Raw genomic sequence first — 14,871 nt, forward strand, 5'->3', positions numbered from 1 at the left:
TTCTTGTTGCTTGCGACGGTCTTTTTTCAACTTGATGTGTCACGAAGCACGGTCGTGCGCGGCACGCTGCACCGCGGCAATCGCCGGAAAACGAAATATACGCGACGAATCAAAAAGATGGCAAATAAAACTTGATGATATGGCACCAATTATCAATATGGTGCAAACGCGCCCCAATATATTAGGGACATAGCAATGATCATAAAAAAGAAACGGCGAACCTCGAAAATTCGAGACGCCGTTTCATTTTTGCTTCAGGTTTGACGCTCCGGGCCGTTATTGGGGCTGCGGGGTTTCGCGGACCTTACGCGGTCGCCCGCGCGGCAGCGGCGAGACCCGGCGGTTGGCCGCATGCGACGCCCATTCGCGATAAGCATCGCTGCCGAGCACCCAGCCCTTGAGCGTCGCTTGCAGGAGACGGTTGGCCTCGCGCTCGTCGAGCGGCTGTTCGCACAGTTCCTTGTAGGCGTGCTGGCGCTCGAACGGCGTGTTGCCGAGCGACCAGAAGAGCGGATGGTCGGTGATGAGGCCATCGAGCGTGAGTCCGGTGTGATGACGGTAACTGGACCACTTGTAGTCTTGTGGCGCCGCGACGAGTTGCGCGCGCACGGGCGCCATCTCGACGACGCGTGTGGCAAGCAAAAAGTAGCGCTCGCCCTCGATGACCGTGGCACGATAGCGGCCTTCCCAGAGCGTGCCGCGTCGCATGTAACGTCGATTGAAGTGCGCCACGTAGCGGCGTCCCACGGCCTGCATCGCTTTGGGCAGGCTGGACTCGTCGCGAGGCGTGACGAGCAGATGCACCGCTTGCGGCATCAGCGCATAGGCGTGGATGGAGAGGTGATGATCACGTGAAGCAGTCCTCAAGCAGTCGATGAAGAGCTCGTAGTCCTGGTCGTCGACGAAGGCGGGTTGCTGGTCGAGACCACGCAGGATGACATGCTGCGGCTGTTCGGGAACGTAGAGTCGTGCAAGCCGTGCCATTCTGGATATTCCGTTGGTCGCGTTTGTGTTACCCCGTTCGGGGGCCATCAGGAGCCGATGCGGCAGCGTGGACGATCACATGCAAGTGCCGTGCAACGAGGCCCCAAAGCCGCTCTTTGCCCTAGGGAAAATGCTCTACGGCACCGCTATGGTTAATGTGAAATGTTGTGTTCATAATGAGCGTGCTTTTTCGGAGGAGCACAAATTGAAAATAAAACAAGTCATCACGGTGATCGCGGCATTAGCGTGCGTGTCCACCGCGGCACATGCGCAATCTGCCGGATCCATCTATGTAACCGGAGGCTGGTTTCACTTTGCCCCGCAAGACAGCAGCGGTCCGCTCAAAGAAACAAGTGTAGGCGGATCTCCGGTCAATATCGATGTTCCCGGCACAGGCGCAGGCATCTCGAGCGCTGACACCGCCGGCTTCACAGTCGGCTACTTCGCCACCGACCATATCGCGGCCGAACTCGAAATGGGCGTGCCGCCGACCTTCGACCTGAAAGGCACCGGCACCCTCTCGCCGTACGGCACGCTCGGCACCGCGAAGCAATGGAGCCCGACACTGCTGTTCAAATACTTCTTCAATGCTCCCAACGCGAAGTTCCGTCCGTATGTTGGTCTTGGCGTGACCTATACCTGGTACAGCGACGCGCAAATCACAAACCAGCAATTCGAGGGCTCGGTTCTGCATGGTCCGACCACGGTCGACACGGATAGTTCGTGGGCGCCCGTCTTTAATGTCGGCGCGACTTACAATTTCACAGAACACTGGTTCGCCGGATTTTCCGTGTCGTTCATTCCTTTGAAGGCCACGGCGAAGCTGAACACACAGGCGCAAACGCCTGTCGGCACGCTCAATGTTCAGTCGCAGGCGAAAATCACGATCAACCCGATCGTCACGTATTTGCGCGTAGGCTATCGCTTTTAAAGACAAACTGCACAGAAGCATGTAACGACGAAATAAGCATCATCGAAAAAGAAAGAAAACGCCGGCATGATTCACGCATGCCGGCGTTTTCTTTTTCAGCGGCGCTTGTAAATGTGACCTTCGCGGGAAGGAATCGCTTGCAGTTCTTACGTGGGTGCGCGCGTGGAAAATGTGTCGCGGTCGCGCTTACCGAAGTTTGCGCATGATCGCGGCGGCGGCACCGAATTTGCTGCATGATGAGTTTCCCGCCACTTCGGCGGATCATATCCACGACTCATCCATCGACGGAGCGATCTATGAACGCACTGCCTAATACGCGAGACGCCATCGGAGATTCATGGACCACGACGAGCCGCCGCGCGCGACGCATGGCGCGGCATGGCCGTGAAGCAGCCGAGGATATCGGCGCCGAACTGCGCACGCTGCTGAGCGAACTCGAAAGCGCGCTGGCCGAAGGCACTTCAGCCGATGCCGCGGCGCTGCGCGCCCAGATTAGCGAGCGCCTCGATAGCGCTCGCGCACGTCTGAACGATACGCACACCGCGTTTCGGGAGCGCGCCGGCGCCGTGTTCGAAGACGCCGACGCCTACATTCACGAAAAGCCCTGGCAGACCATTGTGCTCGTCGGCGGGCTGGCGCTCGTCGCGGGTGTGCTGCTCGCCCGCGTGCGCTGACATCTTCAGCCGGAAGAGCCTTCCAGAAAATCCGCGCCGATGAGGTCGATGCGATCCGTGCAGATCGCATCGACGCCCCATTGCGCGAGCAGACGCGCGCGCGCCGGATCATTCACGGTATAGGCGAGGATGCGCAAGCCGGAATCCTTGATCTGCGCGACGAGCGCTTCATCGAGCGCGCGATGATTCGCGTGCAACGAAACGCACGATAGCGCCGCACTCTGCGCACGCCAGTTCTCCGGGATGCGCTCGTACAGGATGCCGCGCGGAAGATTCGGCGCGACATCGCGCGCGGCCGCAAGCGCCGCATATGAAAACGATGACAACAGCGGCGCGGGTTCGGCGTCCGCCCACAAGTGCGCCGCCTCGCGCGCGACGAGCACGCCCGTTTCCACGTCGCGCCCCTGGCTCGGCTTGATCTCGATGTTCGCCGCAAGCCCGTGCTTCATGCATCGCTCGTACACTTGCGCGAGCGTTGGCATGCGCGCGTTCGCGAATTCGGCGCTGAACCACGTGCCCGCGTCGAGCGCGCTCAACTGGGCGTAGCTCATCACTTTCGCCGCACCGCGCGCATTCGACGTGCGATCCACCGCGTCGTCGTGCAGCAGGAAGACGATGTCGTCGGCGGAGAGCTTCGCGTCGAACTCGATCATCTTGTGGCCGAAGCGCGCGCCCACGTCGATGGCCTCGAGCGTGTTCTCCGGCGCGAGCTTGCCGCCGCCGCGATGCGCGACGATCGCGGGATAAGGCCAGGTTCTCATCGCATGTGCTCCATTCAGTTCGCGCGCCGTCCTGTCGCCGGATCGAAGAAATGCAGATGCTTCGCGGGCAACGAAACGGCGAGCCGCTCGCCGCGCTGCGGCCGATGCTCATGCGGCAGGCGCGCCGCCACATCGTGCTTGCCCCACTTGCCGTGCGCGAGATTGTCCGCGCCGAGCAGTTCGGCCGAATCGACGTCGAGCGTCGCGCCCGGCGCGTTGCCATTGCCCGGCGTCATGTGCTCGGGACGGATGCCGACGATCCACTCGCGCCCGTGCATCGCGCTCGTCAAGCCGTTTGCGCCCGCGACCGGCAACTTCGGTCCATCGCCCGCGACGTTGAAAGTCGATCCGTCTTCGGACAGGCGCCCTTCGAGCAGATTCATCGCCGGCGAACCGATGAAGCTCGCGACGAACACCGTCGCCGGACGTTCGTACACTTCGGTCGGCGCGCCGATCTGTTCCGCGTGGCCCTTGTTCATCACGATGACGCGCTGCGCCAGCGTCATCGCCTCGATCTGATCGTGCGTGACGTAAAGGCTCGTCGTGGCCAGACGCGCATGCAGACGCTGAATTTCGAGGCGCATCTGCACGCGCAGCTTCGCATCGAGATTCGACAGCGGTTCATCGAACAGGAACACCGCCGGCTCGCGCACGATCGCGCGGCCCATTGCGACGCGCTGCCGCTGCCCGCCCGACAGTTCGCGGGGCTTGCGCGCGAGCAGATGCTCGAGTTCAAGGATACGCGCGGCGTTCGCCACGCGCGCGTCGATGGTCGCGCGGTCCGCGCCGCCGATCTTCAGCGCATACGCCATGTTCTGCGCGACGCTCATGTGCGGATAGAGCGCGTAGTTTTGAAACACCATCGCGATGTCGCGATCCTTCGGCTCCAGCTTGTTCACGACCTTGCCGCCGATTTCGATCGCGCCTTCAGACACGCTTTCGAGTCCCGCGACCATGCGCAGCAACGTGGACTTGCCGCAGCCCGAAGGCCCGACCATGACGACGAACTCGCCGTCCTCGATCGCCACATCGATGCCGTGAAGCACGTACTGCGAGCCGTCGTAGGTTTTCTTCACGCCTTTGAGATTCAGCGCAGCCATCTATTCAAGGTCTCCGTTATTTTTCGGCATCGACGAGTCCGCGCACGAACCAGCGCTGCATCGTCAGGACGACGGCGAGCGGCGGCAGCATCGCGAGCAGCGTCGCCGCCATCACGTAGTGCCATTCGGTCGCGGTATCGCCCGACGCGATCATGCTCTTGATGCCGACCACCGCCGTCTGCAGCGACACCTGATTGGTGATGAGAATCGGCCAGAGATACTGATTCCAGCCGTAGATGAACGTGATGACGAAGAGCGCCGCGATGTTCGTCTTCGAGAGCGGCAGCACGACGTCCCAGAAAAAGCGCAACGGGCCCGCGCCGTCGATGCGCGCCGCTTCCATCAGTTCGTCGGGCAGCGTCATGAAGAACTGGCGAAAGAGGAACGTGGCCGTTGCCGATGCGATCAGCGGCAGCGTCAGGCCGGCATACGTGTTCGACAGATGCATCGACGAGACAACCTGCACCGTCGGAAAAATACGCACTTCCACGGGCAGCATCAGCGTGATGAAGATGAGCCAGAACGCGAGATTTTTCAATGGAAAGCGGAAGAACACGATCGCGTACGCGGAGACGATCGACACGGCGATCTTGCCGATCGAAATCACGAGCGCCATCACGAGACTGTTGAGCAGCATCAGCCCGAAGGGCGCCGCCGCATTGCCGCTGCCATACGTCCAGATATGCGCGATGTTCTCGAAGAGATGCGAGCTCGGCACGAGCGAGAGCGGCACACTGAACACTTCCTTCGAGTTCATCGAGGCCGCGCAGAACGCGACATACACCGGAAACACGATCAGCGCGACGCCGAATATCAGCACCGCGTGACAGAAAAAATCGGAGCCGCGACGGTTCTCGATCATGAATATTGCACCCTGCGTTCGACGAAGCGGAACTGGATCACGGTCAGCGCGACGACGATCATCATCAGCACGACCGACTGCGCGCCCGAACTGCCGATATCGAGCCCCTGAAAGCCTTCCGCGAAGATCTTGTAGATGAGCGTCTTGGTCGACTGCGCGGGACCGCCGCCGGTGGCGGCATCGATGACGGGGAAAGTATCGAAGAACGCGTAGACCAGATTCACGACGAGCAGGAAGAAGCTCGTTGGCGACAGGAGCGGCAGCGCGATGCCGAAGAAGCGTCGCACGGGACCGGCGCCATCGATGGCGGCCGCTTCGATCAGCGATTGCGGAATGGCTTGCAAACCTGCGTAGAAGAACAGGAAGTTGTAGCTGACCTGCTTCCACACCGACGCGAGCACGACGAGGAACATCGCCTGCGTGCCGTTGAGCGCGTGATTCCAGACGATGCCCTGCTTCGCGAGCGCATACGTCACGAGCCCGATGCTCGGATTGAACAGGAACGACCACAGCACGGCGGCGATCGCGGGCGCGACCGCATACGGCCAGATGAGCAGCGTCTGATACGCCGCAGCTCCACGCGTGACGCGATCGGCGCATGCGGCGAGCAGCAGCGAGATCACGAGGCCAGACACGGTGACGAGCGCGCAGAAGATCATCGTCGTGCTGAACGACGAGAGATAGAGCGGATCGGCGAACAACTGTTTGAAGTTCGCCAGCCCGACGAATTCGCTCGACGTGCCGAACGCGTCCTGACTTTGCGTGGCCTGCCAGAGCGCCTCGCCCGCGGGCCAGAGAAAGAACAGCGCGGTGATCGCGAGTTGCGGCGCGACGAGCAGATACGGCAGGACGCTCGTATCGAAACGAGACCGTTTTTCCATTCGGAGTATCCTGAACGGCGCCCGCGCCAGAGGAACAAGAACGCGCGGGCGCGGGCCTTTAATTGCCGGTCTTTTCGAAGCGGCGCAGCAGTTCGTCGCCGCGTTGCACCGATGCGTCGAGCGCCTGTTGCGGCGTCTTCTTGTCGGCCCAGACCTGCTCCAGTTCTTCATCGACGATCGTGCGGATCTGCGGCATGTTGCCGAGACGCAGGCCCTTCGTGTACGGCAGCGGCGGCTTGTTCATCATCTGCTTGATCGCGATGTCCGCGCCGGGGTTCTTCTCGTAGAAGCCCTGCTTTTGCGTGAGCTCGTAGGCGGCCTGCGTGACCGGCAGATAGCCCGTGTCCTGATGCCACTTCGCCGCGACTTCCGGCGTCGACAGATACGCGAGGAACTTCGCGACGCCCTTGTACACGGCCGCATCCTTGCCCGACAGCACCCACAGACTCGCGCCGCCGATGATCGCGTTCTGCGGCGCGCCCTTCACGCTCGCGTCGTAGGGCATCATGCCGACGCCGTAATCGAACTTCGCATACTTCGCGATGGTCGCGCGCGAGCCAGACGAGTTGGTGATGATGCCGCAATCGCCGCTATAGAACTTCGACACCGGCTCGTCCTTGCGCCCGACGTACGTGAACGTGCCTTCCTTCGCCATCTTCTGCAGGAACTGGATGTGCGCGACCTGCAGCGGCTTGTTGAATTCGAGCTTGGCGTCGAGTCCGTCGAAGCCGTTGTTCTTCGTCGCGAACGGCGCGGCATGCCACGCGCTGTAGTTCTCCAGCTGAATCCAGCTCTGCCAGCCCGACGAATAACCGCACGAGTAGCCCGCGGCCTTCAGCTTCTTCGCGTCGGCTTCGACATCGGCCCAGGTCTTCGGCGGCTGGTTCGGGTCGAGACCGGCCTTCTTGAACGCGTCCTTGTTGTAGTAGAGAACGGGCGTCGAACTGTTGAACGGCATCGAGATCAGATGGCCGGTCTTCGCGTCGCTGTAGTAGCCGGAAATGGTCGGCACGAAGGCCTTTTCATCGAGCGGCACGCCCGCCTGCTTGAAGACATCGTAGACCGGGACGACAGCCTTCTTCGCCTGCATCATCGTCGCGGTGCCGACTTCGTAGACTTGCAGGATCGCGGGCGCATTGCCGCTGCGATACGCCGCGATGCCCGCCGCGAGCGTCTGGTCATAGGTGCCCTTGAACACCGGGACGATCTTGTAATCGCTCTGTGTCTTGTTGAAGTCGTTGGCGATGTCGTTCACGCGCTCGCCGAGCGCGGCTTCCATCGCGTGCCAGAACTGGATTTCCGTCGCGGCGTGGGCCGCGGTGCTGGCGCCGAAGGCCAGAACGGCCGCGGCCGAGATCGAACGGAACAAGGGCTTGCAGCTCATCGATGAGTCTCCTTTTTCGAGGGTTTCGCGCTTGAAACGCGCGATATTAGTTGTTGTCGATGACAAACAGGCGTTGATACTCTTTCAATGCATAGCGATCGGTCATGCCGGCGATGTAATGCGCGATGAGCCGCGCCTGCGAGCTGCCGCGGCTCGACGCAGGCGCATCGTTCGCGGATTCCTCCGCCACCGGCAGGCGCGCCTGATACGCGGGCGGCAAGAGACGCGGATCGTCGGTGAAGGCTTCGAAAAGGCCCGTCACCACGCGCTTCGCCTTGTTCGCCATGCGCATCACGCGATAGTGCCGGTACAGGTTCTTGAACAGAAAGCGCTTGAGCTGCGCCGCCTGGGCCGCGACTTCATCGCTGTGCGCGACGAGCGGCGGCGCATTGCGCACATCGTCGAGCGATTGCGGCGCGGCGCGTTCGAGATTGCGGCTCGTCGCCTCGATCAGATCGACGATCAGCGTATTGATGATGCGGCGGATCGTCTCGTGAATCAGCCTGCGCCCTTCGATGTTCGGATACTCGGCGCGCGCCGCATCGAAGTGCGTGTGCCAGAGGCTCACTTCGGAAAGCTGTTCGAGCGTGATGAGGCCGGAGCGCAGGCCGTCATCGACATCGTGATTGTTGTACGCGATTTCATCGGCGACATTCGCGATCTGCGCTTCGAGCGATGGCTGCTTGCCCGTGAGAAAGCGCTCGCCGAGATCGCCGAGCTTGCGCGCATTCTCGCGCGAGCAATGCTTCAGAATACCCTCGCGCGTCTCGAAGCACAGGTTCAGCCCGTTGAACGCGCCGTAGTGCTCTTCAAGTTGGTCGACGACCGCGAGACTTTGCAGATTGTGTTCGAAGCCGCCGTGATCGCGCATGCACTCGTGCAGCGCGTCCTGCCCGGCGTGACCGAAGGGCGTGTGGCCGAGATCGTGCGCGAGCGAGATGGCCTCGACGAGATCTTCGTTCAGCCGCAGATTGCGCGCGACCGATCGCGCGATCTGCGCCACTTCCAGACTGTGCGTGAGGCGTGTACGAAAGAGATCGCCTTCGTGATTGACGAAGACCTGCGTCTTGTATTCGAGCCGGCGAAACGCCGTCGAATGGACGATGCGATCCCGGTCACGCTGGAACTCGGTGCGCGCGGCGGGCGGTGCTTCGGCATAGCGGCGGCCGCGCGATTGCGACGAGCGCGCGGCGTACGGCGCGAGATGCGCTTCGAGCGCAAGCGTCGACGGCGCGCCCGGCGGAAGTTGCTGTTCTTTTTCGCTCACCGGCTGCTCCGAATCGTCGTGGTTCTCGCCGCCGCTCGCGTGGATCAGACGCTGGCTGCGAGGGTCGCGCGCACTGCGTGATCAGGCGCGCTCGTGATCTCGGTCGCGCCGAAGCGGGTCAGCAGAATGAACTTGATCTCGCCGGCTTCGGCCTTCTTGTCGACCTTCATCAGGTCGACGTAGCGGTCGTCGCCGAGTTTGGGCGCGACGACCGGCAGCTTCGCCGCCTCGATCACGCTCACGAGGCGTTGGCGCGCGGCTTCGTCGAGCCTGCCGAGGCGCACGGACAAGTCCGCCGCCATCACCATGCCGCAGCCGACCGCCTCGCCGTGCAGCCATTCGCCGTAGCCGAGCCCGGCTTCGATCGCATGGCCGAAGGTGTGGCCGAAATTCAGAATCGCGCGCTGCCCGCCTTCGCGCTCGTCCGACGCGACGACCGACGCCTTGATCTCGCACGAACGCTTCACCGCGTGCGCGAGGGCGGCGTCGTCACGGCTGTTGAGCGCGTCGATATTGGATTCGATCCAGTCGAAGAATTCGGCGTCCTTGATCGCCGCCGTCTTGATGACTTCCGCGATGCCCGCCGCCAGCTCGCGCTCCGGCAGCGTATGCAGCGCGCCGATATCCGCGATGACCGCCTGCGGCTGATAAAACGCGCCGATCATGTTCTTTCCGAGCGGATGATTGATGCCCGTCTTGCCGCCGACCGATGAATCGACTTGCGAGAGAAGCGTCGTCGGAACCTGGATGAAAGGCACCCCGCGCATGTAGCACGCCGCCGCAAAACCGGTCATGTCGCCGACGACGCCGCCGCCGAGCGCGATCAGCGTGGTCTTGCGATCCGCGCGTCCTGTGAGGAGCGCATCGAAGATCTCGTTGAGCGTTTCCCAGTTCTTGTGCGCTTCGCCATCGGGCAGCACGACGGTGGTCACCTTCTTGCCGAGCGGCTCCAGTGCCGCGCGCAATTGATCGCCGTAGAGCGGATCGACGGTGGCATTCGTGACGATCGCCACCGACGCGCCCTTGATATGCGGCGCGAACAGCTCGGTGCGGCCGATCAGGCCAGCGCCGATATGAATGGGATAGGCGCGCTCGCCGAGTTCGACATTGACGGTGATCGTTGGGGTAGTCATTGCGATTCAGGCCGAACGACGCCGGCCACCTCTAGTTGCATTAAGACCATATTGACGAGCGCGTTCACGGTCGGCCGCCCGGTCTCGACGACGAAATGCGCGGTCTCGTGATAGAGCGGATCGCGTGCCTGAAACAGGGCTTCGAGCTTGCCGCGCGGATCTTCGGTCTGCAGGAGCGGGCGGTTCTTGTCGCGCCGCGTGCGTTGCCAGAGATCGTGCGGATTCGCGCGCAGATAGATGACGATGCCGCGATTCCTCAGATGTTCGCGGTTTTCCGGCCGCAGCACCGCGCCGCCGCCCGTTGCGAGCACGATGCCGCTACGCTGCGACAGCTCGTCGATGATGTTCGCCTCGCGCTGGCGAAAACCCGCCTCGCCTTCCATCTCCCAGATCACGGGGATGCGAGCGCCCGTGCGCGCCTCGATCTCGTGATCCGAATCGATGAACGAGCGCTGCAGACGGCGCGCAACCGCACGGCCCACGGTGGTTTTACCCGCCCCCATGAGTCCGACGAAAAATATGTTCGCGTTCGCGTGCCCTTCCTGCAACTCGGTTTCCTTCCAGTTCGATGCAATTTGTTCGTGCGGCAGCTTAAGGGCAAACCGCCCGCTTTGTCGAGTCGCGCCGCCCTTCCGGCGGCGCTCAGCCGCACGGCGCGATCACATGCGGCGTAATCAATATGACGAGCTCGCTCTTCGAGCTGCGCCGCGCGTCATGACGGAACAGCCAGCCGATCAGCGGCAGCTTCGACAATCCCGGTACGCCCGTGGTGTCTTGCCGCTCGTCGTCCGAATAGATTCCACCAATGGCGACCGTCCCGCCGTTCTCCACTTCCACGCGCGTCTGAACGTGCTTGGTGTGGATGGCCGGGCCGTTCGCCGTCTGCTCGCCGAGACTGTCCTTCGTGATGTCGAGATCGAGAATGACGTGCCCGTGCGGCGTGATCTGCGGCTCAACCTCCAGTTTGAGCGTTGCGCGCCGAAACTGCACGCCCGACATGCCATTGCCGACCTTCGCCTGATACGGCACCTCCATGCCCTGCTCGACGACGGACTTCACGCGGTCCGCCGTCACCACGCGCGGACGCGAGACGATCTGCCCTCGCCCTTCGGCCTCCAGCGCGCTCAGTTCGATGTTGAGCAGACGCGTCGCCTGCGCGACGAACAGCGTGAGTCCGGCCGTCGCGGCGTCGAAACCGTTGATCGGCCCCGCCGACAGATCGTATACCACACCGTCCTTGCCGCCCGTGAACCCGGTCGCCGGATCGTTTTGCGCCGCGACGCCCAGCTTGACGCCGAGATTGCGCGACAGCCCCGCCTCGCCTTCGACGATCCTCGCCTCGATCATCACCTGTGGCGTCGGCTTGTCGATCAGTGCGACCAGCTCCGCGATCTGCTGGACGCGCGCATCGAGATCGGTGACGAAGAGCAGGTTCGTGCGCGCATCGGCCATGGCCGAGCCGCGTTTCGACAGCACGCGCTGGCTGCCCGAGCCGGTGAGCGTCTTGCGAAGCTCTTCGGCGCGCGAATAACGCAGCACGAACGTACGGCTCGCGAGCGGCTCGAGATCCGCGGCGCGCGCGTGCGCTTCGAAACGAAGCTTCTCGCGCGCGGCGAGCTCGGCGAGCGGCGCAACCCAGATCACGTTGCCATGCTGCTCCATCGCGAGGCCGTTCACTTCGAGCAAAGTGTCGAAGGCGCGCCGCCACGGCACGGCGACGAGGTTCATCGACACCTGCCCGCGCACCTTGTCACTCGCGACGATGTTCAGACCGCTGAAGCGCGCGAAGGCCTGCAGTGCTGCGCCCAGGTCGGCGTTTTTCAGGTCGAGGGTGATCGGCTTGCCGCTGTCCCTTGCGTGCACTGCGCTGCTCAGCCGTTCGAGCTTCGGCAAGGGCACCGGCGGGCCCTCCAGCGTCTCGGTCACCTCGGGCGCCTCGGCTACGGGCTTTGCAGCGGGCGTGGCGTCCGCGTTTTGAGCGACGGACGGCGGTGCCGTGTCGAGTGGGAGCCGGTCCGCCGGTTGTCCGTCGAACGACGCCGGCAACGGAGGCAGTGGCGCGATGATCGCATCGGCATTTTCGGCTGCAAGCGCCGCATGCGCCAACAGCAGAAACGCCGCGCCCGGACCCGCGAATCTGCGTGAAAGCTGCGCGATGAAGCTCATGGGCGATCCTCCGCGAACGTGAGCTTGCGCGAATAGCCGTCGTTGCGAGCGAGCTCGACCACGCGCGGCATGACGCGTCCGAGCCGCTCGTCGCCGACCTTCTGTCCCGGCGCGAAGCCGTCGACATCGCGGCCGCTCTGCAGGAGCGCCATCGCACGGCGGCGGCCCACGAAGGTGCCGACGAGCAGCATGTCGCCGCCCTGCGCAGCGGCGTCGGGACTGCCGAACGGATCGACGATGAACGCGTTCGCACGCGGCGGCGCGGCGGGCGCGACCGCCGGCAGCGTTTCGAAGATTCGCAGTGTCGCTTCGATGGCGAGCCCACCCGCCTGCCGTTTGATCTGCACGTTTTCGGGCACGACGAGCCGCGGCAGACCGGCGAGCGCCGCGAGGAAGCGTCGCATCTCCGCGAACGTGCCGTCCGCGCGCAGCTTGAGGGCGCGCTCGGGCATCGGTTCGCTCGTTTTCCGGTCGCCGCCTTTGGCCGCGACAGGCTCGATGCCCGCGACGCGCAGCCCGTTCTGAGCGGCGAGGTCCGCGACAGCGCGCAACGCGTCGGCGGCGCTCCAGTGCTCGGGCGCGAGGCGGCCCGACGCGGCCCGCGCCCGCAGATCGGGCAGTTCGGCAACCATGCGGCCGGCCTCTTTCGATTTCGCCTGTGTCGCCGCCCATGCCGCGCGGCTGGCATCGAGCTGGCTCGCATCCGACATCCGCCAGCCGCGCAAACCGGCCGTGAACACGAGCAGACCCAATGCAAGCGCGGCGCAAACGGTTCGACGCCGCGACCATTCATCGAGCGGCCGCCAGACGAATGGCACACCGCGTGCGTGCCGCTTCGCGGCGAAGTTCATCGGAAGCGTGCTCATGGGCGTTTCCCCCGCGCTGCCGGGCGATTGGCCGTCGATATCGGATGCGGCTGGCGCGACGCCGTTTCATCGCGCGCATGATCCGGCGCATAACGCACGAGCGCGACGAACTCGAAACGCGCCGGACGCTCTCCCGCTAGCACCGATGCGCCGCGCTTGCCGGGCGTGGCGACATCCGCGCGCCGCTTCATTTCGATCACTTCCACCGCCTGCACGCCAGGCAAGCGCTCCAGCCGCTTCAGCCATTGCGCGGCCGTCTGCGAATCGGGCGCGAGCGCCGCGAGCTCGACCTCGCCCGTCCGCTGCGAAACGCGTTGAAGCGCGACGCCGGGTTGCATCGGCGCATCCGCGAGCGCCTCGAGAAGGGCGACGAAGCGCTCGCGCGGCAAGGCCAGCGGCTGCGCGAGCTCACGCGCGCGCCGCCGCTCGGTTTCCGCGCGAACGAGCCGCGCATGTTCGTCGATCCGCGCGCCCGACGCGCGCAGCGACACTTCCAGCGCCGTGCGCCGCTCGTCCAGCCGGGCGCGCTCGAACGCATCCCAGCCGGCCACGGCGCCCACGGCCGCGCAGCCGGCAAGCCCCACCGCGCCGATCAGCGCGAGCCTCTGCCGCCGCACTTCGCGGCGTCTTCGCGCGCGATACGGAAGCAGGTTGAATCCCTCGAGCATGGCGGCGTTCATTGCATCACCTCGCGCAATGCGAGTCCGAATGCGGGGGCGAAACGCGGCGAATGCCTGTGCGCGGCCTGGATATCGGAAGCGCCGTTGCAGTAAGGCGCGGCCTCGAACGGCAGCGCCGCGCAGCCGAAGGTCTTGCCGAGCACAGGAAGCGGAAGGCACGCGTGCGCCAGCAGTTCGATCTGGCCGCCCACGTAGATGCAATCGAGCGGCGCATCCCGCCCCGCGAGATCGTGCAGCGCGTCCGCGATGCTCCGATGCTCCGGCGCGGGATATCGCACCTCGTTCTCGATGCCGCGCGAACCGACGAGCCAGCCGTGCAGGCCGGTGCTCTCCAGCCAGCAGACCAGATAGCGCGCGTCGGCATCGAGTTCGACCGAGCCGGCATGACGCATCGCGCGCAACGCCGCAGCCGGCTCCCCGTCGATGGCCGAAAGCGCGATGCCTGCTTCCGCCGCCGTCTCGACGCGCGCCTCGACATGCCGCCGCGCCGTGGCCGCGATCGCGACCCGCGCCTGACCGTCCTCGCGCGCGTGCACGGACCAGTCCACCGCCAGCGCGCCGCGCTCGATGCCCGACGCGCGCTCGGCTTCCGCCAGCACGGCAGGTTCGAGCATGCCGCGCGGATCGCCGCCGATGTCGGCCGCGAGGCGCTCATTCGATTCCATCAGACGCGAAAGCGGAATCTCCATCGTGAGCGTCGCCGATGCGGGCAAGCCCATCGCGCAGCGCAGCGCCCGCCATGCGCCGCTTTCGGGCAAGCTCCCGAACGCTTCGCGCAACGCCGCGACGATGGCCGCGCGGTCGACGAAATCGCCATCGATCACCGCCCCCGACGGCAGCGCCACCGACTCCAGATGTTCGACGCACACCGCCGCATTCGCCCTCGATCGTCTGCTTACGACTGCCAGCCGCACGGCGTCCTCGCCCACGTCGATGCCCGCCGCGTAGCGCCGCGTGACCGTCAGCATCGTGCCGCGCAACGCGTTTTCCTTACTCATGACCCACTCCTTCCATTCGATCGCGCACCGAACCATTCGGGCGCCTGATATGGAAGGATTTTCGCGAGCGCGGACGGCGCCGAAAACTCGGCCGAATGGCCAACGCGCGCGATGGAAGGATGCTTCCGCGCCCGATCGCGCGTATCTTGAAGACAGCAGAAAGCGCACGTGACGGCCACGCGCG

Annotated in this window: 15 protein-coding genes; 2 read left to right on the forward strand and 13 right to left on the reverse strand. The window is 64.3% G+C overall.

What is annotated here, in order from left to right:
• Nucleotides 1–276: 276 nt before the first annotated feature.
• Complete coding sequence (locus tag AC1Z32_RS11925; protein ID WP_062608755.1) at nt 277–984, reverse strand: transposase; 708 nt, start codon at nt 982–984, stop codon at nt 277–279.
• A gap of 205 nt (nt 985–1,189) precedes the next feature.
• Here AC1Z32_RS11925 and AC1Z32_RS11930 point away from each other — a divergent pair, with 205 nt between their 5' ends.
• Nucleotides 1,190–1,915: an OmpW/AlkL family protein gene (locus AC1Z32_RS11930; protein WP_483481613.1), complete on the forward strand. Its 726-nt coding sequence runs from the start codon at nt 1,190–1,192 to the stop codon at nt 1,913–1,915.
• Nucleotides 1,916–2,211: 296 nt separating this feature from the next.
• Complete coding sequence (locus tag AC1Z32_RS11935; protein WP_483478899.1) at nt 2,212–2,589, forward strand: ElaB/YgaM/YqjD family protein; 378 nt, start codon at nt 2,212–2,214, stop codon at nt 2,587–2,589.
• A 5-nt stretch (nt 2,590–2,594) separates the two neighbouring features.
• Here the strand turns inward: AC1Z32_RS11935 and ugpQ are convergent, their stop codons facing one another.
• The 12 genes from ugpQ to pilM all read right to left on the reverse strand — a co-directional run bounded on the left by ugpQ (nt 2,595) and on the right by pilM (nt 14,687).
• The gene (ugpQ, locus tag AC1Z32_RS11940) at nt 2,595–3,350 is read right to left on the reverse strand and encodes a glycerophosphodiester phosphodiesterase (protein ID WP_483478900.1); all 756 of its coding nucleotides are present in this window, start codon (nt 3,348–3,350) and stop codon (nt 2,595–2,597) included.
• A gap of 14 nt (nt 3,351–3,364) precedes the next feature.
• On the reverse strand, nt 3,365–4,450 hold the full coding sequence (locus tag AC1Z32_RS11945; protein WP_483478901.1) for a sn-glycerol-3-phosphate import ATP-binding protein UgpC: 1,086 nt from the start codon (nt 4,448–4,450) through the stop codon (nt 3,365–3,367).
• 16 nt (nt 4,451–4,466) lie between these two features.
• Complete coding sequence (ugpE, locus tag AC1Z32_RS11950; protein WP_483478902.1) at nt 4,467–5,312, reverse strand: sn-glycerol-3-phosphate ABC transporter permease UgpE; 846 nt, start codon at nt 5,310–5,312, stop codon at nt 4,467–4,469.
• Nucleotides 5,309–6,193 (reverse strand): sn-glycerol-3-phosphate ABC transporter permease UgpA, encoded by an 885-nt coding sequence (gene ugpA / locus AC1Z32_RS11955; protein ID WP_483478903.1) that lies wholly within the window; start codon nt 6,191–6,193, stop codon nt 5,309–5,311. Before ugpA ends, ugpE begins: the two co-directional genes overlap by 4 nt.
• A 58-nt stretch (nt 6,194–6,251) precedes the next feature.
• Nucleotides 6,252–7,577: a sn-glycerol-3-phosphate ABC transporter substrate-binding protein UgpB gene (gene ugpB, locus AC1Z32_RS11960; protein ID WP_483478904.1), complete on the reverse strand. Its 1,326-nt coding sequence runs from the start codon at nt 7,575–7,577 to the stop codon at nt 6,252–6,254.
• A 46-nt stretch (nt 7,578–7,623) separates the two neighbouring features.
• The gene (locus AC1Z32_RS11965; protein ID WP_483478905.1) at nt 7,624–8,844 is read right to left on the reverse strand and encodes a deoxyguanosinetriphosphate triphosphohydrolase; all 1,221 of its coding nucleotides are present in this window, start codon (nt 8,842–8,844) and stop codon (nt 7,624–7,626) included.
• Between the two features lie 44 nt (nt 8,845–8,888).
• Nucleotides 8,889–9,977, reverse strand: a complete 1,089-nt coding sequence (gene aroB, locus AC1Z32_RS11970) for a 3-dehydroquinate synthase (RefSeq protein WP_483478906.1) — start codon at nt 9,975–9,977, stop codon at nt 8,889–8,891.
• Nucleotides 9,974–10,525, reverse strand: coding sequence for a shikimate kinase (locus tag AC1Z32_RS11975; protein ID WP_483478907.1), 552 nt, complete (start codon nt 10,523–10,525; stop codon nt 9,974–9,976). Before AC1Z32_RS11975 ends, aroB begins: the two co-directional genes overlap by 4 nt.
• A 94-nt stretch (nt 10,526–10,619) precedes the next feature.
• Nucleotides 10,620–12,143: a type IV pilus secretin PilQ gene (locus tag AC1Z32_RS11980; protein ID WP_483478908.1), complete on the reverse strand. Its 1,524-nt coding sequence runs from the start codon at nt 12,141–12,143 to the stop codon at nt 10,620–10,622.
• Entirely contained in the window at nt 12,140–13,009 is an 870-nt protein-coding gene (gene pilO / locus AC1Z32_RS11985) for a type 4a pilus biogenesis protein PilO (protein ID WP_483478909.1), read from the reverse strand. Before pilO ends, AC1Z32_RS11980 begins: the two co-directional genes overlap by 4 nt.
• Nucleotides 13,006–13,689, reverse strand: a complete 684-nt coding sequence (locus tag AC1Z32_RS11990) for a PilN domain-containing protein (protein ID WP_483478910.1) — start codon at nt 13,687–13,689, stop codon at nt 13,006–13,008. The genes pilO and AC1Z32_RS11990 overlap by 4 nt, the downstream gene beginning before the upstream one ends.
• On the reverse strand, nt 13,686–14,687 hold the full coding sequence (gene pilM, locus AC1Z32_RS11995; RefSeq protein WP_483478911.1) for a type IV pilus biogenesis protein PilM: 1,002 nt from the start codon (nt 14,685–14,687) through the stop codon (nt 13,686–13,688). Before pilM ends, AC1Z32_RS11990 begins: the two co-directional genes overlap by 4 nt.
• Nucleotides 14,688–14,871 lie beyond the last annotated feature (184 nt).

Source organism: Caballeronia sp. 11_S32, from assembly GCF_056930355.1.